Below are 26,210 nucleotides of genomic sequence, written 5' to 3' on the forward strand. Positions count from 1 at the left end.
CCGTTTCAAAGCACTGGTCAGATTAGGTATGAGCCGTAAAGAAGCTAAAATCTACGTGAATACACGGAAAGGGTACTGGCGCAATGCGCATAGTAAAACACTGTGTATATCCATAACAAACAAAAGACTGACACAGCGAGGACTATTAAACATGTCCCAGTTGTATCAGTCAATTCAAGCAAAAGCTTAAGTTGTTGAACCGCCGTATACGGTTCAGTACGTACGGTGGTGTGGGAGGTCGATAGTGTGAACTATCTCCTACCCGATTAGCAGCCAGGATGTTACCTGTAAAAACTGGCGCAAATGATTGTGAATCAGCCCTAGAACGCGGTATAATTAACCTGCTTATTTAGACAGAAGAGAAGGGAAAAGTGAAATGGCAACTCAACACATCGAGAATAAATTGAAGTTGCTGCCGGACATGCCAGGCTGCTATCTGATGAAAGACATCAATAGTCAGATCATTTATGTTGGTAAAGCTAAGAATCTTAAGAATAGGGTCCGTTCATATTTTAAAAGTTCGCATGAAGGAAAAACTGCCAAGTTAGTCTCTGAGATCCGCGATTTTGAAACGATCGTGACCTCGACTGACAAGGAAGCTTTTTTATTGGAAATCACTCTGATCCAAAAGCATAAACCTTATTATAATATTAAGCTCAAACGCGGAACAGGTTATCCTTACATTAAGATCACCAATGAAAAAGATCCAACTTTAGAGATCGCAAGTCAAGTCAAGCACGATGGCGGTTCTTACTTTGGCCCGTATCCTAATGTTTATGCGGCAACTGAAACAATGCAGCTCTTGCAGAAGGTTTACCCCTTGCGCAGGTGCCATGGCTATCAGAAACGACCGTGTCTTTATTATCATATGGGTCAATGTTTAGGTGCATGTTTCAGAGAGGTCCCCCAGAGTGAATACGCTGCACAGATCAAGAAGATCAAATCATTCTTGCATGGTAACGTGGCGGGGATCAAACGCAAATTGACCAATCAAATGCAAAAAGCAGCTGAAAACATGGAATATGAACGTGCCGCTGAATTACGCGATCAGATCCACTATGTAGAAATGACGGTTGAGCGGCAAAAGATCATCTCTAACGACAATACGCCGCGTGATTTGTTTGCTTTTTATATGGATAAGGGCTGGTTGTCAATTCAGATCTTCTTTATCCGCCAGGCACGTTTGATGAAGCGGGAAAAGCGGCTGTTCCCGTGTATAGATACGCCTGTTAATGAAGCAGCTTCCTTTATTTTGCAGTTTTATAACCAAAAAAATCGGATCCTCCCTAAGGAGATCTTGGTTCCCAAAGAAATGGAACATGATATTTTATCCCAGATTTTGGGCGTTCCTGTGCGGACTCCACAACGCGGGCAAAAACGAGATTTAATGGACATGGCGCAAAAAAATGCTCGTTTGCTCCTGGAAGAAAAATTCCGCTTATTGGAATTAGATGACCGTAAAACTGTGGGAGCGATGAATGAGATCACAGATGCTTTGGGATTACCGAATGGACATCGGATCGAGGCTTTCGACCATTCGCACATCCAAGGTCAAGATCCTGTGTCAGCGATGGTTAGTTTTTTAGACGGGCGGCCGGATAAAAACGAGTATCGCAAGTATAAGTTAAAGACCGTTGAAAATGCCGATGAATTTGCTAGTACCCAGGAAGTTATTTATCGCAGGTATAGCAGGCTTTTAAAGGAACATGCTGCTTTGCCTGATTTAATTTTAATGGATGGCGGCGTGGTTCAAGTCAACGCGGCCAAAGAAACCCTGCGTAACCAGCTTGGGCTCGACTTGCCGGTGGCTGGAATGGTCAAAAACACGCACCATAAAACAGCTGATTTAATGACTGAAGATGATCAAAAAATCGGGTTAGATCCAAAAAGCGAAGGTTTCTATCTGTTGCAGCGGATCCAAGATGAAGTTCATCGTTTTGCGATCACATTTCACCGGCAAGTGCATTCTAAAAACTCCTTGTCTTCACGCTTAGAGCAGATTCAAGGGGTCGGACCGAAGACTCGTACCAAATTACTGAAGAATTTCAAATCGATCAAGAAAATTAGTGCAGCTTCGCTGGAAGACTTGGAAGAGATCGGAATCTCAAAAAAGGTTGCACAAACGATTAAATTAAGCTTAAAATAGTACTTTTATTAGAGTTGCTTTTGATTTTAACGGTCAAAGCTGATATAGTGGGGCAGGAAGTCCGGCTTTGACTGTGAGATCAAGTGACATCCGTAAATAACTCAGTGTTGCTGAGAAAGGTGATTATTAAATGTTTGTAGATCAAGTTAAGATATCAGTGAAGGCCGGAAAAGGCGGCGACGGAATGGTGGCTTTTCGGCGCGAAAAATATGTACCCAACGGCGGACCAGCCGGCGGCGATGGCGGTCATGGCGGCAGCATCATCTTACGTGTTGACGAAGGTTTGCGGACCTTGATGGATTTTCGCTATCACCGGATCTTTAAGGCTAAAGCCGGCCAGAACGGGATGATCAAGGGAATGTATGGGCGTAAGGCAGATGATCTCTACGTCGCAGTCCCTGAAGGAACAACGGTTCATGATGCTGACACAGGTGAAGTTTTAGGCGATTTAGTCGAAAATGGCCAAGAGCTTGTCGTAGCGGCAGGGGGACGCGGCGGACGCGGAAATATCAAATTTGCTTCCCCTAAAAATCCCGCGCCTGAAATTGCTGAGAATGGTGCACCTGGCGTAGAGCGAAATTTGCGTCTTGAGTTAAAAGTGCTTGCAGATGTTGGCTTGGTAGGTTTTCCTTCAGTTGGGAAGTCGACCCTTTTATCAGTTGTAACTAGTGCAAAGCCTAAAATTGCAGAGTATCATTTTACAACGCTGGTCCCTAATCTTGGGATGGTCCAATTGGATGATGGAAGAGACTTTGTAATGGCAGATCTGCCTGGCTTGATCGAAGGCGCCTCCACTGGAGTTGGTTTGGGGATCCAGTTTTTGCGCCACGTTGAACGCACACGTGTTATTGTTCACGTTGTTGATATGTCTGGCCTTGAAGGCCGTGATCCTTTTGATGACTTTGAAAAGATCAACCGTGAATTGGCTAAGTATGATCCCCAATTGCTGGATCGACCGCAGATCATTGCTGCCAGCAAGATGGATCTGCCTGATTCCGAAAAAAACCTAGCTCAGTTTAAAGAGAAGCTGCAAGAAGATGAGACCTTGAGCCAGACACCGCAAGTGATCGGGATTTCCTCGATCACTCATAACAACTTGCAAAAATTGACTGCGGCAGCGGCAGATCTGTTGGATCGGACACCAGCATTTATCACCGAGCAGCCTGAGCAAGATCAGGATGATGTAACTTATAAATTCACTGCTGAAGATGAAAAGCCGTTTACCTTGACGCGTGACCCTGAGGCAAATTGGGTCCTGGGCGGCGAAAAACTTGAAAATCTATTTAAGATGACTAACCTAGAACATGATGAAAGTGTCATGCGCTTTGCTCGACAAATGCGGGCGATGGGCGTGGATGATGAGTTGCGTGCCCGCGGAGCTAAAAGCGGCGATACGGTTCGTATTGGCAAATTCAGTTTTGAATTTATGGAGTAGTGAACATTGCGTAGTTCCTCAGGCGATTTTAGTCTGAAAGAAGCAATAATTTTAACGGACGGGATTTTGATGAAAAAAAGATTACAGAAGAGCAGGTACATCTCGGGGTTTGATGGGGTCAGAACTTTAGCGGTGGTCGGGGTCATCTTATACCACCTATTTCCGTATAACATGAAAGGCGGTTTTTTAGGGGTACCAATCTTCTTCGTTGTTTCGGGGTATTTGATCACAGATCTACTGCTGCAGGAATATGAACAGAACGGAACAATTGATATCCGTGCATTTTATGCTCGCCGGATGAAACGACTGTATCCGGCATTATTGACCATGGTCCTGACCACGGCGGCATTCATCACGATTTTTGCGCGTGCATCTTTAGGAAAATTGCGTGACGTGATCATCAACAATGTTTTTTACGTCTACAACTGGTTTCAAGTTGCCAACCACGAATCATATTTTGATAAATTTGGCAACCAGTCTCCGTTTACACATTTGTGGTCGCTTTCAATCGAAGGACAGTTTTACTTATTTTGGCCGATCATTGTCATTTTGCTGCTAAAGTTTGTCCATTCACGGCAGACAAATTTTGATATCGTTTTGATCAGTGCCTTTGTGTCAGCAATTTGGATGATTATTTTGTTTAGTCCTAACCAAGATCCTTCGCGGATCTATTATGGCACGGACACCCGCATTTTTTCGATTTTGCTGGGAGCAGCTTTAGCATTCTTATGGCCCAGCACCAAATTAAAGAAAAACTTGCAAAGCGGGCCGCGCTTGTTCTTGGATGGTCTCGGTCTGGGCTCATTACTGCTGATCGTCTGGATGTTTTTCACGATGGATGGCGAAAATGACTTGCTGTATCTGGGCGGCATGTTCTTCTTTTCACTGTTGGCAATGCTTTTGGTGGCTACGATTGCTCATCCGGGAGCGGATATCGACAGGTTGATGAGCAATCGGGTCTTTAGCTGGATCGGGAAACGCAGTTATGGAATATACTTATACCAGTATCCAATCATGATTTTTTATGAACAAAAATCTTCCAACCTTGCAGACCACCCGATTTTAAACGCGGTGATCGAAATTGCTTTGATCCTGGTGATCAGCGATTTATCATACCGTTTCTTAGAACGGCCGCTGCAGCATTTCGACTACTCGAGAACTTTCAAAGTTTTAAAAGAAGTTTGTGTCAAAGATTCCCCGTATGGTTGGAAAAGAATCTGGGCAGTGGCTGCGACCTTGATAGTTGCTGTTGCTGCTTGGGGAGCAATTGATGAGCCACGCGCTAGTGTCTCTAACGGAGATTCAACGACTTTGCAAAATGTGATCGATCATAATAGTCAGGAAGCAAAGCAAAAAAACAAGGTCGTTTCCAGTCAAAAAAAGGCCCAAGCAAAAAGCAATTCTGCAGCTAGCTCGCAAAAGCAGGAACAAAGTCAAAAGAAGACGCAAGCTAAAGCTGAGTCTGTTGATAAGAATGGTAAGTATGTCTTGACTGATGCTGAACGTAAACAGGCACAACAACTGCCGGTCACTGCTGTGGGTGATTCTGTTTTAGCAGACGCCTCGCAAACGATGCAGGGGCTCTTTCCACAGATGTATGTGGATGCCAAAGTTGGACGTCAGGTCAGAGAAGCGATCCCGATCTTACAAGATTTGATACGTAAAGGAAAACTTTCTGACACGGTCCTCTTAAGTTTGGGTACGAACGGTCCTTTTACTGATAATGACATGGAGCAGATCATGCATCTGCTGGGGCCTAAACGTCAAGTCTATTGGATCAACGTTCAAGTGCCGACAAAAAGATGGCAGGACCAAGTGAACCAAGCGTTAGTTTCAGCCAAAAAGAAATATTCAAACTTACATGTGATCGACTGGCATAGCTATAGTCAAAATCACCCAGAGTGGTTCTATTCTGATCGGGTGCACCCCAATGTGGATGGTCTGCCGTATTTTGTCAATTTTGTGACCCATGAGATGCTCAAATAAAAAAACACGCTGATTTGTAGTCTAAAACTCAAGAGAGCAGAGGACAGCAATTATCAGCGTGTTTGTTTTTATTTACAATAAAGCTGGTTATCTACTCGGCGAAAGCCAAATAAGGGTGCAACATCAGTCTCATCCTTGAGCCGGATTTTTGCAGTCAGCGGGACTGAGCTTAAAGAAGAATGTATCTCTTTGAGCCGAAGAGCTGTCCTACCAGTGACCAGGATCACACAGTCCTCGTAGCGTTCAATCGTGCTCAGAGCCTTTGGAGTTGAGCCAACCTCCAAGAATAACTCCAGCTCAGGTTCTAAGTTAGCTGTACTGCTGATAAAATCATTGACTTGCATTGCAGGTTTCCTCCATTCGTCTTGATTATACCAAAAGTGGTTCAGCTAAATAAGTACCTCCATTGCCTAAACTTGCTTGCAGTTAAGACTGTAATTTTAGGACAATTTAGGGTCGGTAGAAAAAATTTGGTGATTTTAAAATTTTTTTGCAATTTTTTTGCTTTTTTTGCGTATCTTTAAGTAGGAGCAGATCGACTTTGAACTCTGCTGATCAATTCTAAATTCCGCTAAGATAGGCTTTTACCTGCAAGAAGAATTATTTGTTTTTAAATTTAGCGTAAAGAATGATAAAATGGTAAACGGTTAGTAAGATTTTTACTTTAAAAAAATAACTCCGCCAGCACTTTTTGGAATGCGTTAGCAGTTGCGGACACAATAAAATCACAGTTAGAATAGGATATTTAGTTTATGGAAATCGAATTTTTAGGAACTGGGGCAGGTTCGCCCGGTAAATTTCGCAATGTCACTGCAACAGCTTTAAAATTACTGCCAGAGATCAATGAAGTCTGGCTGTTTGATTGTGGTGAAGCTACTCAGCATCAGATCCTCCGGACAACGATCCGTCCACGCAAGATCACGAAGATTTTTATCACGCATTTGCATGGTGATCATATTTTTGGCTTACCGGGCTTTTTGAGCAGCCGCTCCTTTCAAAATGGAGAGGTCCCGACACCGTTGACGATTTATGGACCAGCCGGCCTGGAAAACTTTGTCAGGACAAGTCTGCGTGTCTCAAATACGAAGCTTGGCTACCGTTTAAAGTTCGTGGAACTAGGTTCAGAAGGTCAAATTTTTGAAAATGATCGCTTCAAGGTTTCTTTCAAGAAGTTGGATCATAGGATCGATTGCGTTGGCTATCGGATCGAAGAAAAAGATTATCCTGGAGAATTGCAAGTTGATAAATTACGTGCACAAAATGTTCCCGCAGGACCAATTTATGGGCGCTTAAAAGCGGGCGAAACAGTCGCCTTGCCTGATGGTCGGCAGATCCGCGGAGTTGATTTTATCGGGACACCAAAACGCGGGCGCGTGGTCACGATCCTGGGCGATACTCGTGTCACACCTAACATTGTAAAATTAGCGCAAAATGCCGATGTTTTGGTCCATGAAAGTACCTATGGTAAAGATGATGCTAAACTTGCGCATGCTTATTACCATTCGACGTGTCTTCAGGCCGCAGAGGCTGCCCGCTCTGCCGGTGTTAAGCATTTGCTGCTGACACATATTTCAGCGCGTTATGTCGGACCGATGGTTAAAGCTTTACAACATGATGCCCAGACAGTGTTTAAGAATACGAAAGTAGTTAAAGATTTTGACGTGATTTCAGTTCCTTTTCAAGCAAAATAGGAGTGAAGTTAGATGAACGGATATCAAGAACTTAAAAGCTTACGTAACCGGATCGTTGTAATAACGGGTGCATCTTCTGGTTTAGGCGAAAAAATCGCCTATCAAGCGGCGATGAAAAAGGCAATCGTAGTAGTCTGTGCTCGTCGCAAAGACAAGTTGGAAAAGGTAGCAGAAGTCTGCCGCAAAATTTCCGGCAGGCTGGCATTTGCCTATGAACTAGATGTTAGTGATCCAACCCAGATCGAAGAAGTCGTCGCTGACGTTGAGACAACAATTGGGCCAATCGATGTTTTAGTTAATAATGCAGGTTTTGGATTGATGGAAAACATGTTAGATTTCTCTATGGATATTGCAGAAAAAATGTTTCGGGTCAATGTCTTAGGGGCAATGTATATGACTAAATATACTGCCCTGCAGATGGCCGAACGTCATAGAGGTGCGATCATTAACATCGCCTCGATCGCAGCTAAGATCCAGACGCCTAAATCTGCGGTATATGCCGCCAGCAAGGCAGCTGTATTGGCATATTCAAATGCGATCCGCTTGGAATTAAAACCCTTAGGGATCTCAGTTTTAACGGTCAATCCAGGTCCAATTAGGACTCATTTCTTTGATTACGCGGATAAAAGCGGGCACTATCTGGATAGTATTTCGGGGTTAGTCTTGGAACCGGAAAAATTAGCCGCAAAAATTGTCAGTACGATCGGGACTAGTAAACGAGAGATCAATCGGCCGCTGCTGATGGAAGCTGCGGCTCACGCATACCGCGTATTTCCAAGAGCCGGCGATTTTTTGGCGAGCACAATGTTTAACAAGAAATAAGCGCACAACAACGAGCGGTGTTTATCTTTAAAACGCAGGTAAGATTTATCAAAGGCAACTGACAAGATCAGGGGAGGGAACTACTTATGAAAAAGCAATGGACAATGATCGGTGCAATCGTACTTTTATTGATCGTCGTGATTTTTTCGTGGTTAAATGCGCAAGCAGTTACAGTTAATTTTGGTTTCACAAAAGTTACTATGCCGCTAGTTGTGATCTTGGTGATCTCGCTTTTGTTAGGGGCTTTGATCGCTGTCTTGATCTCAACTTCATCTAATTTGCGGCAGAGAAAAGAAATTAAAAATTTAAAGACTCAGGTTGCTGCTCAACACAACAGCAGGCGTTACTCTGAAAAAAACAGTGAAAAAAATGATCAGCAACAAAAAGGACCAGCCCAAACTGTTAAAAAATGAGGAGTGATCGTGTGTTTGAATCTCAGAAACAGTGGAATTTTGTCAAAAATGCCGAACCAGCCAAGGTTAAACAACTCGTCGAGCAGACCAATGAACCTCAATTAGCAGTCGCTATTTTGGCGGCGCGCGGCTATGATACTCCAGAAAAAATCAAGCAATTTCTCCATCCGCAGTTGGAAATGTTAAATGATCCATTTCTTTTGCATGATATGGAAAAAGCTTGTGAACGGATCAAAAAAGCCATCATGTTAGGCGAAAAGATCGTAGTTTATGGTGACTATGATGCGGACGGCTTAACCAGTACCTCGATCATGTATGAGGCGTTACTGCAGCTGGGCGGCGATGTGAAATACTATATTCCAGACCGTTTTACGGACGGTTACGGGCCGAATCAGACGGTTTACCAAAAGTTGATCGAAGATGGCGCAGGTTTGATCGTGACTGTCGACAATGGGGTGTCTGGGACTGAGGCTGTCAACTATGCTCAAGACCATGGGGTGGACGTGGTGATCACTGATCACCATGAACTCCCGCAGGAATTGCCGCGGGCATATGCGATCGTGCATCCGCGCCACCCTGAACAAAAATATCCATTCCCAGATCTATCAGGTGCTGGAGTCGCCTTTAAAACTGCCACTGCGTTACTGGAGGAAGTTCCGCAAGAAATGCTTGATTTAGCAGCGATCGGCACAGTTGCCGATGTTGTTTCTCTGACAGGAGAAAATCGTGTGCTGGTTAGCTTGGGTCTTCAGGTCTTGCAGCAGACTGAAAGAATCGGGTTGTTGGATCTCTATAAAAAAGCCGGCGTCGACCAGAAGACGATCAGTGCAGAAACAATTGGCTTTGCCCTCGCTCCGCGTTTAAATGCGTTAGGCAGATTAAAAAAAGGAGCGCCAGGGGTAGAATTATTAACGACCTTTGATGAATCGCGAGCCGGCGAACTTGCTGAACAGGTCCAGCAATTAAATATTCAGCGGCAAGAGCTTGTCGGTCAAATTACACTAGAAGCTTTAGAGCAGCTGCATGAAGAGCAAGATAGTCACTTAGTTAATTTGATCGTAGGTGAGGGTTGGCATGAAGGTGTCTTGGGGATCGTTGCGAGCCGGATCGTTGATGCGACTGGTAAGCCGACCCTGATATTAAGTGTGGACCCGAAAACTGGTTTGGCCAAAGGGTCAGGCCGGTCGATCGAAGCGTTTGATCTGTTTAAAGCTTTAGATGGACATCGTGACCAGCTGATTTCTTTTGGCGGACACCATATGGCCTGCGGATTAACTATCAAGCAGGAAAATCGTTCCACGGTCCAAAAAATTTTAGATCAGGAAGCCGGGCAGCAAAACGTTGAGAATGCGCCATTGCCGAGTTTGGATATTGCTGGCAAAGTGGAGCTTGGCCGGCTGAGCCTGGATGATTTGAAAATATTGAGTGCACTTGAACCTTTTGGTGAAGGTAATAAACGACCTGTTTTCAAATTCACCAAGTATCAGATCGATACGGCTAAGCCGATGGGAAAAGAAAACAATCATTTGCGTTTGCTGCTGAGATCATCTGCCGGTCAGCAGATTGCGGCGGTTTTCTTTGGAATTGGAGCAGAAAAGCTCTCTGAGATCCTGCAATCTCCAAACGACTTGGAATTTGTAGGCTACCCAACAGAAAATGTCTGGCAGGGCCGCTCTTCGGTGCAGATCCGGATCGTTGATCTCAAGTTAACGCAGTCGCAGCCTACGCTTCAGGTAATTGATCAGCGGATCAAAAAATTAACTGTTGATCTTTTCCAGCAGCCAGGGACCTATGCTTTCTTTGAGAAAAAAATCATGGCACAAGTTAAACGCTACTTGCCAAGTGAGGCAAAAGCCATCATCTTGCCTGAGACTAAGGGTGTACAGACAAATGATCTCTTTTTGGTGGACTGTCCCAAGGATCTGCGTGACCTGCAAAAATCACTTGGTCACGTGCAGGCTAAGAGGATCCATATGTTGTTTTATCATCAATATGATCTTGCAGAAATTGGCATGCCAAAAAGAGCAGAATTCGCAGCTTTGTATCGATTTGTTATTGCACACAAGGGATTGGATTTTAAAAGCAACTTGGATGCAATGGCCAAATACTTGAAATTATCAAAAGAACTAATGATTTTTATGTTTCAGGTGTTTTTTGAAGTGGGATTTGTTAAAATAGAGAATGGATTGATTACAGGCGTCCCCGCCGCTCACCGGGTTGATTTAAAGGAGACCTCCAGTTATCACTCCCGCAAATTGCAAGTTAGGACCCAAGAGATCCTACTGCACAGTAAGAGTGCTGATTTAGTCAAATGGGTTCAAAAACAGACTGGTTAAGTTCAGCACGGTTTAAAGGAGAAGGTTTAATGGCATTAGACTTAAATAACTATATTGCAAGTATTCCGGATTATCCGGAAAAGGGGATCGTATTTCGTGATATTTCACCATTGATGGCTGATGGCGAAGCTTACCACCAAGCAACCGATCAAATCGTCCAATTTGCTAAAGATAAGGGCGTTGAGATGATCGTTGGTCCAGAAGCGCGCGGTTTCATTGTCGGCTGCCCAGTTGCCTATGAATTGGGAGTTGGATTTGCGCCAGCACGTAAGAAGGGTAAGCTGCCGCGCCAGACAGTTGAAGCCTCATATGATTTGGAATATGGAACATCTTCGTTGTACATGCATAAAGATGCTGTTATGCCAGGTCAAAGAGTATTGGTTGTGGATGATTTGTTAGCAACTGGCGGTACGATCGGCGCAACGATCGATTTGGTTCACCAGCTTGGCGGTGAAGTGGTCGGGTGTGCTTTCATGATCGAATTAAGCGAGCTGCACGGCAGAGATAAAATCAAAGATTATAACGTATTAAGTTTGATGAAATATTAAGTATGCCGGTTGGGATCCGTTTGTCTAAGTGACAACCGGGTCCTTTTTATTAGGAGATACTTTGATGATTAGTGTGACTAGTACTTATATGAAGGGGGTCATGAATTGAGTTTAGGTTTTATTTATGGCAAGGCAGGCTCGGATCGAAAAAGTCTGATTTTCCGCCAGTTGGAACGCTGGCAGGCAGATAAAGATGTCGTTGAAATTTTTGAGATCGTGCCGGATCATATTAAATTTGAGTCGGAAGTACAAGTCCTAGATTCTTTGCGTCAGGCTCAGGGGTCAAATGAGAAGATGTTTGCTTCTGCGACAGTGCAAACATTTTCTTTCAGTCGTTTGATGTGGTATTTCTTAAAAGAAAAGCCTGCATTGACCAAGACACGGTTGACAACGACGGGGTTGACAATGGTAGTGAGTCATATTTTGCATGAGCTTGAAGCCGATGACCTGTATGTTTTTACGCGGGAAAGGAATAGTCCAGGCTTTAGCAAGAAATTAGCAGAACAGCTTTTAGAATTGAAATTAGGGGGCTTTGTTCCAACTGACATACAAGGATATGCAGATCAACTAACAGAAGCTCCCGTGGGAGAAGCAGAAGATCTGGGCCGGCGTTTGCATGACTTAGCTATTGTCTACACTAAATTTGAACAGTATATCAGCGGCAAATACTTAGATACAGCTGACAGTCTAGATGCACTGATCAATTATTTAGAACAAGTCGATTTGAGCCATTCTTGCTTTATGATCGAGGGCTTTGAGAATTTTAATGCTAAGGAAAAAGAAATCATTGCTGTTTTGATTAGAAGAGCGAAAGCAGTACAGATCAGCTTAGTTTTGGATCACAAATATGTGGATCAGCCTCCAACTGCAGACGAATTGTTTTATCAGAGCGGTAAAATTTACTATCAATTTACACAACTTGCTCATGCTGAGCAGATCCCGCTTCAAGTTGACCAGATCGCCTATACGCCACGGGTGTCGCCTGAGCTGCTGTCTCTAGAACAGTACTGGATCGATTCACAGACTCTGGCGCCCATGGGCAAATATAAATTAACCGACAAAGAAAAGATCTCTTTGGCTCAAACCAGTGACAGAGTCCGGGAGGTACGGTATGTCGCCGCTAAAATAAGACAACTGGTTTTTTCAGGAGAATATCGCTATCGGGATATTTTAATTTTGACTCCGCAACAAGATAAGTATGCAAATTTGCTGGAGAACCTTTTCAGCGAGTATGAGATCCCGGTATTTACTGATTTGAATAAAACGATGGCTAATCATCCCTTGGTTGAATTTGTTTTAGCTTTGTTTGATGTGAAGGAACAAAACTTTTCCTACCGTTCAGTGATGCGGCTCTTAAAAACTGAGCTTTTTGTTCCAAACGTGGAAGAAGAACACTGGAGTCTGGGAACATTTCGGAACACCTTGGATCTATTGGAAAATTGTATACTACAAAATGGCTATTTTTCAAGCAAAGATTGGGCTAGTGATCAGCTGTGGACGGTAGAAACTTGTGGAATGCAACCTAACGAAACCCCCGAAGAACACACACGCAGAGAACAAAGACTGGCCAACAATCGCTATGTTAACCACTTGCGGGCTTTGGTTTATGAGCAGCTAGAGGATTTTTACCAAAAAATTGCACGTGTTAAAACTGGGCGTGAATTTGCCGCGGCTTTGATCAACTTTTTGGATAAAATCGGGGTGCCGCAAAGACTTCAAGGGTGGCAAGCCAGTGCTGCCAAAGATTTGGCAAATGATCCAGAGAGGCTGACCGGTTCTATCTCAGATGTCAGCCGCCATGAGGAAGTCTGGAATACTCTGTGCTCTTTGTTAGATGAATATGTGACTGCGCTTGGGGATGAGCAAGTCGATATTGCCGAATTTATCTCCTTAATTCAAACGGGTTTTGAAAATGCCAAGTATAGTCAGGTCCCATCGACTTTAGATCAGGTTATTTTTTCTGAGAGCGGCGTGGTTCAAATGGAGAATCGACGAGTTCTATTCTTCATGGGTGTCAATGATACGGTCATGCCGCGTTCTTATGAAAATAATGCTTTATTATCAGATTTTGACCGCGATGAATTTGAACGATTGTCTAAGATCGATGGAGAAGATAAGTATCTGCCCGAAACCGCCGCAATGCAGATGGCTGAAGAACCCTTTGCTAATTATTTATCCTTTATGTCTATCAGTGAACGGATCTTCTTTACCTATCCGGTGACTGACAACGATGGCCAGACCCTCAAACTTTCGCCTTATATTGACAGGATCAAGAAAGCATTTAACCTGCAAATCAAACGAGCAGATACTTTGCTTGACCCAAAGACAGAAGAAATCGAATCGTTGTTGGGGACTGCACGGACAGCTTTAGGAGAATTGGTGACGGTGAGTCGTGATGCTTTTCATGACGGTCAAGAACTAAACTCTGTCTGGCGTGGTCTATACAGCTTCTTGAAAAATAAATTGCCCCAGCAGACTGCTCGACTGCTCTCTAGTCTAGGGTTTGCTAATGAGATCTTACCTGGGTACAAAACCTCAGAAGATGGCCATAAATATCTTGATCCTGCCATTGTGGAACAGTTATATGGTGCTAAGATCAATACTTCGATCTCCAAATTAGAAACATTTTTTGCGGATCCATATCAATACTTTTTGCAGTATGGATTGAAGTTACGACCGCGCCAAGAATATACACTGCAGCCGGCAGATACTGGGGAATATTTCCATCAAGTGATGGAGTACTTTTTTAGTAATGTAATGGCTAAAGGGGTTGGATTAGCCAATCTTAAACCGGCAGAGTTTGATGCATTATTAAGCTTAAGCTTTCAGCAAGTTGAGACCCAGCTTGGTGGGAAAGTACTCTCTAGTACTGCGCGGTACCGGTATATTAAGCGGCAATTAAATCAGACCTCACGGCAAGTAGCTGCTGCGATCATGCGCCAGCGCAAACAGCAGCAGATCTACACAGTTAAGACCGAAACCAATTTTGGGGAGCAGCAGGGACTGCCTCCTTTGATTTATGCCGATAATTTACAGACCACTGAGCATCAGATGGTCTTGCGTGGTCGGATCGATCGCATCGATTTAGTGATCGGTCAAGATGGCAAAATTTATTTTAATGTTGTCGATTATAAATCTGGCGACCCTGAGCGGAAAATGGATCATTTTCTGCTGCGCAGCTTTAATGGTCTTTCATTACAATTATTGACTTACTTACGAGCATTACAGCAAGCTGCAGAAAATGGGCAATTAAAGCATTTGCTGCAAGAAAAACAACTAGGAGATTTAAACTTACCGGCTAATTATGCGCTCGAGTTGGGCAGTGCCTCTTACTTGCACTTGTTTGACCCAGTTATTAAAGCAACTGAAAAAAAACGGGCCGAAAAGTTAGATAAAAGCTTTATGTATAAGGGGATCTTTCGTCGCGGAGAGGACAACTCAGAAAAGCAAAACGGCTTCCTGCTGGCATTAGACCAAGAGATAGGGTCTGCCATCGCCGGCGGTCAGAGCGGTTCTTCGCGTAATTATCCCGTGAAATATGTCAAAGGCAAAAAAGAATTTAAATCCAGCAGCAGCAAGAGTTTGTTGCTGACGTGGGAACAGATCCGACAATTGTTGGAGTTCAATGACCTTAAAATCGAAGAAGCTCGGTCAAAAATTTTTGCTGGAATGATCGATTTAGCTCCCTATAGATTGGATAATAGCAGTGGTTTGGATTATTCCGACTACCAGGAGATCATGATGTTCGATCCTTTATTAGAGCAAAATAATTACCATAAGATCGATAAACTTTCTGAGGATCAAATCTGGCAAGAAATCCAGCGTGAATTAAAGGAAAGGGGCAGCCTACGATGAATACTGAACAAAAAAAGGGCTTTGAGCCCACGCCCGGCCAGGCTAAAGCCATTGACCATCGTGATCATGATATCTTAGTTGCTGCGTCAGCCGGCTCAGGAAAAACAAAAGTGCTGATCGAGCGTGTGATCAAACAGGTCGTTGAGTCGCACGTTGATCTGTCGCGAATGTTGATCGTGACCTTTACCGACGCGGCTGCTAAAGAAATGCGTGAGCGCCTGACTAAACAACTCCAGAAAAATTTAATGCAACAACAAGCCCAGGCTTCTGACAGCCGGTCAAACGAGTTGATCAGCTGGCTGCGCCAGCAGCTGGTTGCTGTCAACGTTGCAGATATCAGTACCTTACATGCTTTTTGCCTTCATTTGATTCAAAAATATTATTACATTGTCGATATCGAACCTGATTTTCGGCTGATTTCCGACGACACCGAAAGAACCTTGATCCGTGATGATGTCTGGCAAAAAGTGCGCGAACGTTTTTACCAACAGCTGGAAGATGCTGAGCAAGCTGATAACCGAATGAGTGAGCAGGAAAAAGAAAACGCACAGTTATTTGGGAAATTACTCCAAGTGTTTGCTAAAGATCGGGACGATGAGCCGTTTTCTGATGTCGTGATGCGAGCCGATGAGTTTGCCAGCGCGACAAGCGAGCCTGAGCGCTGGCTCAATAACTTGAGTCAAACTTATACGGTCGATGCAGAGGCAGATTTTACTCAGAGCAAGATCTGGCAAGAAATGATTCAAACTATGGTGCTTCAATCTCTGACGTCGATCATTGACTTGGTTAAAAAAAGAAATGAACTATATTCCAGTCAGCTTTTACCGACAATGGAAGATTATTGGGAACATGAGGTTGACCCGGAATTACGGGATTATGCTAAAAAGAAGCAAAAGCGTCTTGAAAAGTATGCTGAGAAAGGACAGCATCAACTAAGAGAGTTAGAGACTCTGCAGGAATTTAAGGCAGCAATTCTAGAGAGTCGTCCATATGACGAATTGAGAGCTTTGGCGCAAGACTGCCGGCTGAGCGCAAAACCAGCCCTAATGAAGTACAAATCACCAACTAGTCCAAATGATTTAAATGAACAAGCTGTAGGATTAAATGACCAAATGAAACAGCTGCATGCCTCTGCCAATAAGCAGTTTGACCAGCTGCTGCTGGATTACTTTGCCTTGAGCGGTGAAGAGATATTGGCTTTAATGCTGGGATCGGAAAAATTACTAGTGAAATTTGGCGAAATTGTACTCGCATTTCGTGCCGCCTATCAAAAGGAAAAGAAACGGCGACACTTGCTAGATTTTAATGATTTAGAGCACTACGCCTTGGCGATCGTTTCTTCGCCGACTGAAGAAAGTCAGCGGATCAAGGCGATGCTGCAAGAACGTTATTATGAAATTATGGTCGATGAATACCAAGATACGAACGGCGTTCAAGAAGCATTGCTGACTCAGATCAAAAATCCGGAGACAGGTAACCTGTTTATGGTTGGTGATGTCAAACAGTCGATCTATCGTTTTCGACAAGCTGATCCGGCATTATTTAACCATAAATATCACATTTTTAGCGAGAGTACTTCAGGCGAACTTTCAGCGGATAAACCCGGGGAAAAAATTATCTTGGCTGAAAATTTTCGCTCGGTGCACAACGTCGCCGACCTGACGAACTTGATTTTTAAACAGTTAATGGATGAAAAAGTCGGCGAGATCAGCTATGATTCGAATGCGGAATTAAAGGCGGCCAATCAGCAGTATCCGCCAACAACCCAGCATGTAGAAGCTGAATTACTTGTTTACGAATCAGGCGAGGCCCAAAATGACAACGAGGACACTGAGCAAGCCCCAGCTGCTGAGACATTTGAAATCGACAGCAAAGAACAGGGGCAGATTTACTTAGTTGCGACGAAAATCAAAAAACTTTTTGCTCAACATCTGCAAATTTTTGACCGGGATAAAGGAGAAATGCGGGATTTAGAATACCGTGATATTGCAATTTTGGCGTCGACTCACGGAGACTCGCTTTTAATAGCTGAAGAATTTAAGAATCTCGGTTTGCCTGTCCAGGTGGACAATACAAATAACTATTTCAAGACGATCGAGGTCCAGATCATGATGTCCTTACTGCAGGTCATCGATAATCCGCACCAAGATATTCCGCTGGTGGCAGTTTTGCGTTCACCGCTTTATCAGTTTGACGAAAATGACTTGGCGTATCTAAGAATTCAGCTCAAACATGGCGATTTTTACCAGACCTTAACTGATTATCGCTACCAGTATGAACAAGGAGAACGTGAAGCTGACCAGAATGAGCAAGGGGAAGCTTTGTACCAAAAAGTCGTGCGCTTTTTGGATGACTTAACTAGTTTTCGTGTTCGTGGACGGCGCAATGATCTCTCCACGCTGATCTGGGCAATTTATTCACGGACCGGTTTCTTAGATTTCGCGGGCGGGATGCCAGGCGGCAAACAGCGTCAGGCAAATCTGCATGCACTTTATGAACGAGCGGCTGATTATGAGAAGATGAGTTATAAAGGTATCTTCCAATTCGTGCGCTTTATTAAAAAAATGCAGGAAAAAGAACATGATCTGGCGGAAATGAGTATTCAGGACGGAGGCAATGCGATCTCGTTCATGACAATTCATAAAAGTAAAGGACTTGAATTCCCAGTCGTATTTTTGATCAATGCCCATAAACGTTTTAATTTACGTGCTATTTCAGCTGAGCCTTATGTCTTAGACAATCAACTCGGAATGGGGATCGATTACGTAAAAACGTTGACAGAAGATGAACGACAAGTACAGGTTAAGTTCCAAACTCCTGTTAAAACAGTGATCAAAGAACGCGCCACGCAAAAGGCGATCGCCGAAGAGATGCGTAAGTTATACGTAGCTTTAACACGGGCTGAACAAAAAATCTTTATTGTCGGAGAAAGCAAAGATGCAGAGTCTGCATTAAACTGCTGGCTCAAAGCAATCGAGCCGGAAAACTTGACTTTGGCAGATGCTGAAAGACAAAGGCACGGGGCCAACTACCTTGACTGGATCGGGGCGGCTTTATTGCGTTCCCGGGAATTTTCGGCTGACAATGTTGCACGGTACACTTTGGATCAGACTGGAGCTCCAAGCACAGAGAATGGGGTAAAGATCCTTGAAGACCAAGAACAAAGAGTCGCCCTGGAAGAAAACATTCAGGCTTTACAAGCGAATGCACCAGCCGAGATCAAAAATAGTCCGGCGCAGTTTAGGGTCGAATTCTGGGATCAAAATAGGGTCCGTTATGATTTGGGTCAAAATGAAGCAGAAAGTCATGAATCCGCTCAAGAATGGCTGAAGCGTCAAAGTCAGTCTGGACAATTGCCGCCAATGTTTGCCCAAAAATTAAACTTTAAATATCCGGAAGAGCAGTTGACTTTAACTGCTGCCTACCAGTCTGTTACTGATATTAAACGTCTTTTTGAAGATCCGGACAATGAAACAATGGGTGTCGCAAACTTGGAACAAAGTGCCGGTCAATTTGAAGAGCAGCCGGCCCAGTATCTGCAACATGGATTTAAACGGCCCTTGTTTATGACTGAAGAGAATAATGTTACGCCAGCCCAAATTGGGACGGCAACGCATTTAGTTTTTCAAAAGTTGGATCTGAGTCAAACGGTGACAATAAAGGGCGTGACACAGTTGATTGGACAACTATGTGAACAAGAGCTTTTAACGACACCTTTAGCAAAAAAAATCAACGTTCCTGGAATTGTTGGTCTATTCAAGACGCCTTTGGGGCAAGCGATTATTGCTCACCAGGAAACATTAGAGCGTGAAGCACCGATCGCTATGCTTTATCCAGCTGAAAAGCTGTTTGCAAAAACGCGCCAGCTTGAACCTAACCCGCCTGTTTTGATCCATGGGATCGTAGATGGATATTTTACCGACCAAGCGGGCAACACATTTCTCTTCGATTATAAAACTGATCACGTGCCTGCAACTGGCACCGCTCAGCAGGCAGCGGACAAATATCGCGGGCAGTTGAACCTATACAGTCTGGCCTTACAAAGTATCATCGGTGAAGATACTAAGATCAGAAAATTTATTTATCTGGTGGAGAAAAGTGAAGTCATCGAACTTTAATTGCAACAATAAAGAAACCGAGTCCTTGATTTTGGCAGGGAACTCGGTTTCTTTGATATTGCTAATTTTTGGTTTTACGATATTTTTTAACTTTAGCAGGTATAAATTCCCAACTCAGCACCAGGATCAAGCAAATCGCTGACAGAGCTGCTCCCAGGTAAAGATATGGCGGGGTGTAGGTCATGGTTACAGTATGCGTACCCTTGGAGATTTTGGCGCCAATAAAAGTGTTTTGTAATTTAAAGGTTGGGACACGGTTTCCGTCAATTTTAACCTGCCAACCCTGCGAATATGGGATCGTAGTCGCAAAAATCTGCTGGTTGTCTTTAATTGAAATTTTGCCAGTCAAATGGCGGTTGTTAACTTTTTTAACATGCCATGAATGCCGCTTGAGTTGACGTAATTTTTCCGTGACAGACTGCCGATCTAGTTGATATAAAACAAAATTATCTAAGAAGAGTGAATTCTTTTTAAACCTGGCAGTGATCGTTACTTCATTGCCCTTAGAATGGTCAGCAACATTTAGGATCACGTTATGGCGGAAGGTGCCATAATGATACAGCGGGCGGCTGCCAGTATAGGTTTCGACATTGGTTTCCTCAAGACCTGGCCCAAAGGTCAAATAATACGGATCATTGGTTTGAGGTGTGAATTTGAACACTACTTGAGCTGGTGCTTTTTTATTTTTCTTTTTTAAGAGCGAGCCGGTCAAGTTGACCGTTTTATCCGCATTCTGGAAAACAACTTCGTTGAAGTTTTTGGCGGTAAAATAGCGGGTCGTTGGCCATGTTCCAGTTGCAGCATTCAACCATTTGGTCTGATAATTGATCGGCTCATTAAATGGCAGTTTTACCTGTTGTAAAGCAATATTAGCACTATAACCCATAGTTGTTGCCAGGGGGTTTTGATAGATTTGAGTCAGGTCACCATCCTTAACTAACCGATAGTCCTGTAGGTCTGGGCGCAAGGTTAGCGGCGAGAGCGCCTTTTTTTGCTTTGCCGGGATCGAGATCTCACTTGCATCTTTAGGACGCAAAAAGTATTTCATTCCCAGCAAAGCATCACTGATCAAGGTCCCGTTGGAATAAGCAACATAGTTGTCTCCATCGGGATCACCGATCTGGCCGTAAAAATCAGGGATACTTTTTTCTAAGGCAGAACTAAAGTATGAACCGGTATTTAGTGAGTGAGCCATGCCGTCATTTTTGGTTCGTGAGTAAGTTTGTCCAGTTCGATAAAGACCAGGATCAAGCTTAGCCAGTGCTTGGCTGTCATTTTTAAGCGCGCTGTTGGGTTCGGCAAATTCTTTTTGGCTGACATAACTGATATTATTCAAGGAAAAAGCCGCATTTGTCAGCATTTCAGCAGCTGCCAAGCAGACCAAGAGGACACGCTGGGTTTGTTTTTGCGGGAATAACAATATCAGTAAGGTTGTTGCCGCAAAAAGTGTGGATGCCAGTAAGGTGGTCTTCGTAGCGAACGTAAATTGCTTGATGTTAACAGCAACGTAGCCGATGATCCCTGCGTATAAAATGGCAGCAAATAAAATTTTGAGTGCAGAAACTCTGACAGACTCCCGGAGATTTAATGCACCTAAGTAAACCATCCAGAAGCTGACGACAAATGAGAAACGGTAAGGATACCAGACAGGAAACTGTAAGCCGTGCCAGAAAAGATCAAGTGGTTCAAAACACAATGAGGTGACAAAAAAAGCACTCACTAAGAAGGCAACGAGCCGAGAGGTCCACTTGAACTTGGAATTAAAGAAGAATAAGACGAAACTGATTAAAACCAAGCTGCCGACAAAAAGATTGGGGAGACCAGAAGGCATTTGTTTAAAGTTAAATGCACCGAGCAGTAGTTTACTCAACATCTTTAGAGGCTGGTATTCAAATTTGGCATGGATCACATTGGCGGTGTACTGGCCCTTGCTGCTTTGGAGCGAGAAAAGAGTTGGTAATAACAAAATTGCGGCTAAGCCGCCGCCCAAAATTGACCGACCGATAAAAAGGCCACAATCCTTGGCCAGCTTTTTGAAAGAAACAAAACTATCAGTTGCCAGCCAAATGAAAAAGAGGACTAAAAAGATCACTACCATGTAACCCATATAATAGTTAGTGAGCAGCATTACGGCTAACCAAAATGAGTAGGCGAGACCATGGCGGTTTTTAAGCAATTCGAACAAGCCGTTGATGATCAAAGGTAAAAAGACTAAGACGTCCATCCAGAGAAGGTTTAATTGATTGGCTATCGCCCAGCCCATCATTGAGTATGCCAGGGCAAAGACCGGAACCATCAAGCCATGCTGCAAGCGTTGTTTAGTCAATAAACGCCCCATGGTATAACCTGCACAGCCATATTTAGCCAGGGTGACTAGCATAACTCCGGCAGTGATCGACTTGCCCGCAAAGGGGAGCAGCAAGAGATTGAAGGGACTCATTAAGTAATAAGCAAATTCACCCAGCATCTCCCCGCCGATGGCTTTGTTAAAGGTAAAAAAAAAACTGCTGGGGTCGCTGAGGATCGTTTTTCTAAAGTACGCAAAAAAGTCGACATATTGCTGCCCCAGATCCACTGTTAATAAGGTGTTTGAACCGAAGGGGAACATCTTGCGATAAATAAAGTAGCTTAGCATCAACCCGACTGGTAACCAGAAACTTAAAAGGAGCGGGTAATGCTTATTTATGTATAAAACGATCCTATTTTTCATTGACTAAACCTTCCATATTACAAAAATATTGGTGTAAACTACTTTCCAATCAGGCTTTTAGCTAAATAATTTGCAGCCAAGAACTAACTTAGAATAACATAGTTATTTTTGAATGTCAGTATTTCAGTTACACCTAAATACAATCTTATAGGAAGACCTAGACTTCAACTCACAAAAAAAGACTTACACAAAATGTGCAAATCTTTTCTCTTTCTGCTCAATTAAAAATAGAATACGTTTGCAAGAACGCTTACAAAACAACTAAGCTAAAATCTCACGTACGATGAATTCCTTATGCTCTTCTTTTTCTTGAGAGTCTGTGCTTTCATTGATCTTTTGGCATTCGAAGAGTAAAGTCTTCATATCTTGGCCAGATAATGTGTATTCTTCACTAACACCAGCAACCTCAGGATGATATTTTTTCAAGGCATAGGCGTTATTTTCGTCAACATAAACATCGAAATCACCAAAGTTTGCTTGATAGTTTAATTTACTCATATTGATCACTCTCTTTCTTTAAATTTACAATTTCATTGTACATCATAGAATATCAATGTAAAGGGTTTCACAAGCGTAAACGTTGGTTTTCTGAGATCAAAGTAAACTGATCTTTGATGTGACGGTATCGCTAAAAATATTAAGAAAAGTTTAAGCTCAGTAAATTGTGTAAAACGTTTTCAATTCGCGATGGCCTGCGTGCTGGTTAACTTCTTTTTGTATAGTTGACTAAATTTAAACAGGTTCTCGTTGATTTATTGGGTCCTGTCAAGGAAAAATACTTAACAAAAAGCAAAAAATACTGGTAATCACTAATAAAAGATGATATTATATTAACGTTAAAGGCGCTCATGTGCCTTTGGAATACGAAAAGGTAGTTTGGAGGGTCTTAAGATGCGTGTACACATTACATTAGAATGCACAGAATGTCATGAACGGACATACCTGTCAAGCAAGAACAAACGTAATAATCCTGATCGCTTGGAGCTCAAGAAATATTGCCCACGTGACCACAAAGTTACATTACATCGTGAAACAAAATAACAACAGGAAAAGTTCCTGTTGTTTTTTTCTATACAAAACAAAGCTTAAAGGAGTTTTTTGATGCCCCTAAAAGAAGAAGTTCGGCGGCAGCAAGCGGCGATTTTTAGTGAGCTGGCAGATAGCTGGGAGCAAAAACAAGCCGAAATAATAATCTATCAAAAATTGATCAATTCAAACCTCTGGCAAAATGCCAAGACGATCGGACTGACGCTCAGCAATCCGGGGGAGTTTGATACTCAGCCTTTGATCGGATTGGCGAATGCTGTGGGGAAAAGGGTCGTTGTTCCACGCACAAGACCAGCCAGAAAAATGGACTTTTGCCAGTTGACACCACAAACGCCGCTGGTTTTGACTAAGTTTGGTGTTTATGAACCAGATGAACAAATTGCCGCGGTGAATAAAGAGCAAATCGATTTGCTGGTCGTCCCAGGCCTAGCTTTCAGCGCAGCTGGTGACAGGATCGGCTTTGGCGGCGGCTTTTATGACCGTTTTTTGGCGGATTATCGTGGGATCGTTGTTAGCTGTGCCGAGCCAAAGCGCTTCTTTGCTGAAAAAAATTGGGCCTCTGAAGACACTGACCAGTTGATCGCCAACGTCTTGACGGTCTCAGGCTGGTTTGGTACAAATTCACAAAGAGGTGAAAAACGATGAGTGGGCGGAAGAGACCGACTGCAACGATCGGCTTAATTATTATCAACATTATAGTATATTTGCTGATGACGATTGCTGGAGGCAGCCAGGCACCGGGTGTTTTGCTGAAGTTTGGTGCTAAGTACGGCCCATTGATCGCTCAAGGAGAATGGTGGCGGCTGTTCAACCCGATGTTTATGCACATTGGACTACAGCATATTGTTTTGAATATGGTCACTTTGTACTTCATTGGCATGCAAATCGAGGAAATCTTTGGAAAATGGCGGTTTGTTTCTTTATATTTATTGAGCGGGATCGGCGGAAACATCGCCAGTTTTGCTTTTAGTCCAGGACTCTCTGCCGGCGCCTCGACTTCAATTTTTGGCCTGTTTGGTGCTTTTTTGATGTTGGGCGAGTCCTTTCGCCAAAATGCATATATCAGAGCGACTGCACGCCAATTTTTGATCCTAGTGATCTTAAACTTAGGACTTGGGTTTACTGGGATCGATATTGCAGGACATCTTGGCGGCCTTGCAGCCGGATTTTTGACAGCCTATGTTTTAGAAGCACCACGATTGGGAAAGGTTCCCTGGCATAGAAGATTGAGTGCTTTTGCAGCTTTAATAATTATTTATGTGATACTTACTGTAGCCGGTTTCAAAACCTATTGATTTTCGGTATAATGGAAAGGAATGTTTATTCGTGAAGACTCTCTATGATGTTCAGCAGCTTCTCAAGAAGTTTGGTGTCTTCGTCTATGTCGGTAAACGCCTCTGGGACATTGAACTGATGGCTTTAGAGCTTGATCATCTACGGACTTCCGGCGTGATCAGCAATGATACTTTTATCAAGGCGAAACTGGTGTTGGAGCGAGAACATCACCTGGAAGAAAAACGCGAACAAGCTAAAAATAACAGTTAGTAAGGGGAACAGGTAAATGGATAAGAAACTGCTCGGGATAGATTTAGGCGGAACAACGATCAAATTTGGTATTTTATCACTTGATGGCGAGATCCAGCAAAAGTGGAGTGTTGAAACTAATATTTTAGATGAAGGTTCGCACATTGTTCCGGATATCATTGAATCGATCAATCATCACCTTGACATGTACAAAATGCCGCAAGAACAGTTTGTAGGGATCGGAATGGGAACTCCCGGGACCGTCGATTTAGAAAAAGGAACAGTTGTTGGAGCTTACAACCTTAACTGGAAGACTACCCAGCACATTAAAGATGAGATCGAAAAAGGAACAGGTATTAAATTTGCAGTCGATAATGACGCTAACGTGGCTGCTTTAGGCGAAGCCTGGAAGGGCGCCGGCAACAATTCTGACGAAGTTGTTTTTGTTACCTTAGGGACCGGTGTTGGCGGCGGAGTTATCAGCAATGGTGAATTGCTGCATGGTCAAGGCGCAGCTGGCGAGATCGGTCATATGAACGTTCATCCGAACGGCTACCTATGCACTTGCGGCGGACATGGCTGCTTAGAAACTTATACTTCTGCAACTGGTGTGGTACATATTGCCCGTGACCAAGCGGAAAAATATGCCGGCAGCTCACAACTTAAAGCAGCTCTTGATAACGGGACTGACATTAGTTCAAAGGATGTTTTTGACACTGCTAAACAAGAAGATCCATTGGCATTACGGGTCGTAGATGAAGTCTGCTACTACTTGGGAATGGCTAGCGCAAATATTGCGGCTTTAACTAATCCGGAATATATCGTGATCGGCGGCGGTGTTTCAGCAGCTGGCGATTTCTTGTTGGACCGGGTCGTTGCGAACTTTAAGCAGTTTGCTTTCCCAACGATCAGAGAATCAACCACACTTAGATTAGCAGAACTAGGCAATGATGCCGGCTTGATTGGTGCTGCTTCATTGGCTTTGAAATTACAATAAATATCGGTTCAAGGTAAAGAGAAAGAGAAGGGAGTTTTATCAGTGTTTGTGCTTGGCAAATTATCAGTAATGGGTTGGATCAACATTGTGTTGGTCTTGGTTTTAGTTTGGCTGTTTTGGGGTCAGTTTTATTCATATATCCTCGGTCGCAGGTATGCGACTCAGTTGAAAAATGATGAGTTTAAAGAAGGCATGCACAAGGCTCAGGTCATCGACGTTCGTGAACCGGAGCAGTTTAAGAAAAAGCATATTCTCGGAGCACGGAATATGCCTTATTCTCAGTTTAAAATTTATCAGAATAGTTTGCGTAAAGATATGCCGATCTACCTGTATGACGATGCTAAAACAATGGCAGCACGGACCGCAGCTAAGCTGCATAAGAAGGGCTATAGCGAGATTTATATCCTGAAAGCTGGCTTTGATAAGTGGGACGGCAAGCTGAAGGGAACTAAAGTAAAATAGTTTTTAGCACTAAAATGAGTTGGCTTGTCTCCTCATTTTGTGAAAATGGGCAAGGAGGCGTGTTCTTTCAAGGATGCGGTGAATTGCCCTTTTTTTAGGGAGAAATTATTCAATTTGAGC

General features: G+C 43.4%; 19 protein-coding genes and 1 pseudogene. 17 read left to right on the plus strand and 3 right to left on the minus strand.

Features of this window, described 5'->3' with window-relative positions:
- The 4 genes and pseudogenes from LFYK43_RS12800 to LFYK43_RS02725 form a co-directional block, all read left to right on the plus strand.
- Positions 1-190 (plus strand): annotated as a pseudogene (locus tag LFYK43_RS12800) (group II intron reverse transcriptase/maturase); the annotation flags it as partial.
- 186 nt (positions 191-376) lie between these two features.
- Positions 377-2,146 carry an excinuclease ABC subunit UvrC gene (gene uvrC / locus LFYK43_RS02715; protein WP_124975187.1) on the plus strand — a complete coding sequence of 590 codons (1,770 nt, stop codon included), beginning with the start codon at positions 377-379 and terminating at the stop codon, positions 2,144-2,146.
- 130 nt (positions 2,147-2,276) lie between these two features.
- Complete coding sequence (obgE, locus tag LFYK43_RS02720) at positions 2,277-3,581, plus strand: GTPase ObgE (RefSeq protein WP_124975189.1); 1,305 nt, start codon at positions 2,277-2,279, stop codon at positions 3,579-3,581.
- Positions 3,582-3,650: 69 nt separating this feature from the next.
- Positions 3,651-5,567 carry an acyltransferase family protein gene (locus LFYK43_RS02725; RefSeq protein ID WP_124975191.1) on the plus strand — a complete coding sequence of 639 codons (1,917 nt, stop codon included), beginning with the start codon at positions 3,651-3,653 and terminating at the stop codon, positions 5,565-5,567.
- A gap of 68 nt (positions 5,568-5,635) precedes the next feature.
- Here LFYK43_RS02725 and LFYK43_RS02730 read toward each other — a convergent pair whose 3' ends face one another.
- Positions 5,636-5,911, minus strand: a complete 276-nt coding sequence (locus tag LFYK43_RS02730) for a hypothetical protein (RefSeq protein WP_124975193.1) — start codon at positions 5,909-5,911, stop codon at positions 5,636-5,638.
- Positions 5,912-6,319: 408 nt separating this feature from the next.
- Between LFYK43_RS02730 and rnz the strand changes: the two genes are divergently transcribed.
- The 7 genes from rnz to addA all read left to right on the plus strand — a co-directional run bounded on the left by rnz (position 6,320) and on the right by addA (position 19,350).
- Positions 6,320-7,258: a ribonuclease Z gene (gene rnz / locus LFYK43_RS02735; RefSeq protein WP_124975195.1), complete on the plus strand. Its 939-nt coding sequence runs from the start codon at positions 6,320-6,322 to the stop codon at positions 7,256-7,258.
- Between the two features lie 12 nt (positions 7,259-7,270).
- A complete protein-coding gene (locus LFYK43_RS02740) occupies positions 7,271-8,080 on the plus strand; it encodes an SDR family NAD(P)-dependent oxidoreductase (protein ID WP_124975197.1) in 810 nt (269 codons plus the stop codon).
- Between the two features lie 86 nt (positions 8,081-8,166).
- Positions 8,167-8,493 (plus strand): LapA family protein, encoded by a 327-nt coding sequence (locus LFYK43_RS02745; protein ID WP_124975199.1) that lies wholly within the window; start codon positions 8,167-8,169, stop codon positions 8,491-8,493.
- A gap of 11 nt (positions 8,494-8,504) precedes the next feature.
- Positions 8,505-10,829, plus strand: a complete 2,325-nt coding sequence (recJ, locus tag LFYK43_RS02750) for a single-stranded-DNA-specific exonuclease RecJ (RefSeq protein WP_124975201.1) — start codon at positions 8,505-8,507, stop codon at positions 10,827-10,829.
- Positions 10,830-10,858: 29 nt separating this feature from the next.
- Positions 10,859-11,377, plus strand: coding sequence for an adenine phosphoribosyltransferase (locus LFYK43_RS02755; protein ID WP_124975203.1), 519 nt, complete (start codon positions 10,859-10,861; stop codon positions 11,375-11,377).
- Between the two features lie 105 nt (positions 11,378-11,482).
- Positions 11,483-15,232 (plus strand): PD-(D/E)XK nuclease family protein, encoded by a 3,750-nt coding sequence (locus LFYK43_RS02760; RefSeq protein WP_124975205.1) that lies wholly within the window; start codon positions 11,483-11,485, stop codon positions 15,230-15,232.
- Positions 15,229-19,350, plus strand: coding sequence for a helicase-exonuclease AddAB subunit AddA (gene addA, locus LFYK43_RS02765; RefSeq protein ID WP_124975207.1), 4,122 nt, complete (start codon positions 15,229-15,231; stop codon positions 19,348-19,350). Before LFYK43_RS02760 ends, addA begins: the two co-directional genes overlap by 4 nt.
- Positions 19,351-19,411: 61 nt before the next feature.
- Here the strand turns inward: addA and LFYK43_RS02770 are convergent, their stop codons facing one another.
- Together LFYK43_RS02770 and LFYK43_RS02775 are read right to left on the minus strand one after the other, a co-directional pair.
- Positions 19,412-22,060 (minus strand): YfhO family protein, encoded by a 2,649-nt coding sequence (locus LFYK43_RS02770; RefSeq protein ID WP_124975208.1) that lies wholly within the window; start codon positions 22,058-22,060, stop codon positions 19,412-19,414.
- Positions 22,061-22,321: 261 nt separating this feature from the next.
- Positions 22,322-22,558, minus strand: coding sequence for a hypothetical protein (locus LFYK43_RS02775; protein WP_124975210.1), 237 nt, complete (start codon positions 22,556-22,558; stop codon positions 22,322-22,324).
- 393 nt (positions 22,559-22,951) lie between these two features.
- Between LFYK43_RS02775 and rpmG the strand changes: the two genes are divergently transcribed.
- The 6 genes from rpmG to LFYK43_RS02805 all read left to right on the plus strand — a co-directional run bounded on the left by rpmG (position 22,952) and on the right by LFYK43_RS02805 (position 26,090).
- The gene (rpmG, locus tag LFYK43_RS02780; RefSeq protein ID WP_010496280.1) at positions 22,952-23,101 is read left to right on the plus strand and encodes a 50S ribosomal protein L33; all 150 of its coding nucleotides are present in this window, start codon (positions 22,952-22,954) and stop codon (positions 23,099-23,101) included.
- 60 nt (positions 23,102-23,161) lie between these two features.
- A complete protein-coding gene (locus LFYK43_RS02785) occupies positions 23,162-23,752 on the plus strand; it encodes a 5-formyltetrahydrofolate cyclo-ligase (protein WP_124975212.1) in 591 nt (196 codons plus the stop codon).
- A complete protein-coding gene (locus tag LFYK43_RS02790) occupies positions 23,749-24,402 on the plus strand; it encodes a rhomboid family intramembrane serine protease (protein ID WP_124975214.1) in 654 nt (217 codons plus the stop codon). Before LFYK43_RS02785 ends, LFYK43_RS02790 begins: the two co-directional genes overlap by 4 nt.
- 31 nt (positions 24,403-24,433) lie before the next feature.
- Complete coding sequence (locus tag LFYK43_RS02795; RefSeq protein WP_124975216.1) at positions 24,434-24,652, plus strand: YqgQ family protein; 219 nt, start codon at positions 24,434-24,436, stop codon at positions 24,650-24,652.
- 16 nt (positions 24,653-24,668) lie between these two features.
- Positions 24,669-25,628: an ROK family glucokinase gene (locus tag LFYK43_RS02800; protein WP_124975218.1), complete on the plus strand. Its 960-nt coding sequence runs from the start codon at positions 24,669-24,671 to the stop codon at positions 25,626-25,628.
- A gap of 69 nt (positions 25,629-25,697) precedes the next feature.
- Positions 25,698-26,090: a rhodanese-like domain-containing protein gene (locus tag LFYK43_RS02805; RefSeq protein ID WP_124975331.1), complete on the plus strand. Its 393-nt coding sequence runs from the start codon at positions 25,698-25,700 to the stop codon at positions 26,088-26,090.
- Positions 26,091-26,210: the final 120 nt, after the last annotated feature.

Source organism: Ligilactobacillus salitolerans (genome assembly GCF_003864415.1).
Taxonomy (GTDB): domain Bacteria; phylum Bacillota; class Bacilli; order Lactobacillales; family Lactobacillaceae; genus Ligilactobacillus; species Ligilactobacillus salitolerans.

Excerpts from the sequence above, each read along its gene's own strand:
- LFYK43_RS02790 (WP_124975214.1), top strand. The coding sequence starts at position 23,749 with ATGAGTGGGCGGAAGAGACCGACTGCAACGATCGGCTTAATTATTATC.
- LFYK43_RS02800 (WP_124975218.1), top strand. The coding sequence starts at position 24,669 with ATGGATAAGAAACTGCTCGGGATAGATTTAGGCGGAACAACGATCAAA.
- rnz (WP_124975195.1), top strand. The coding sequence starts at position 6,320 with ATGGAAATCGAATTTTTAGGAACTGGGGCAGGTTCGCCCGGTAAATTT.
- LFYK43_RS02730 (WP_124975193.1), bottom strand. The coding sequence starts at position 5,911 with ATGCAAGTCAATGATTTTATCAGCAGTACAGCTAACTTAGAACCTGAG.
- LFYK43_RS02770 (WP_124975208.1), bottom strand. The coding sequence starts at position 22,060 with ATGAAAAATAGGATCGTTTTATACATAAATAAGCATTACCCGCTCCTT.
- LFYK43_RS02725 (WP_124975191.1), top strand. The coding sequence starts at position 3,651 with ATGAAAAAAAGATTACAGAAGAGCAGGTACATCTCGGGGTTTGATGGG.
- LFYK43_RS02805 (WP_124975331.1), top strand. The coding sequence starts at position 25,698 with ATGGGTTGGATCAACATTGTGTTGGTCTTGGTTTTAGTTTGGCTGTTT.
- LFYK43_RS02755 (WP_124975203.1), top strand. The coding sequence starts at position 10,859 with ATGGCATTAGACTTAAATAACTATATTGCAAGTATTCCGGATTATCCG.
- LFYK43_RS02745 (WP_124975199.1), top strand. The coding sequence starts at position 8,167 with ATGAAAAAGCAATGGACAATGATCGGTGCAATCGTACTTTTATTGATC.
- LFYK43_RS02775 (WP_124975210.1), bottom strand. The coding sequence starts at position 22,558 with ATGAGTAAATTAAACTATCAAGCAAACTTTGGTGATTTCGATGTTTAT.
- obgE (WP_124975189.1), top strand. The coding sequence starts at position 2,277 with ATGTTTGTAGATCAAGTTAAGATATCAGTGAAGGCCGGAAAAGGCGGC.
- addA (WP_124975207.1), top strand. The coding sequence starts at position 15,229 with ATGAATACTGAACAAAAAAAGGGCTTTGAGCCCACGCCCGGCCAGGCT.
- LFYK43_RS02785 (WP_124975212.1), top strand. The coding sequence starts at position 23,162 with ATGCCCCTAAAAGAAGAAGTTCGGCGGCAGCAAGCGGCGATTTTTAGT.
- uvrC (WP_124975187.1), top strand. The coding sequence starts at position 377 with ATGGCAACTCAACACATCGAGAATAAATTGAAGTTGCTGCCGGACATG.
- rpmG (WP_010496280.1), top strand. The coding sequence starts at position 22,952 with ATGCGTGTACACATTACATTAGAATGCACAGAATGTCATGAACGGACA.
- LFYK43_RS02740 (WP_124975197.1), top strand. The coding sequence starts at position 7,271 with ATGAACGGATATCAAGAACTTAAAAGCTTACGTAACCGGATCGTTGTA.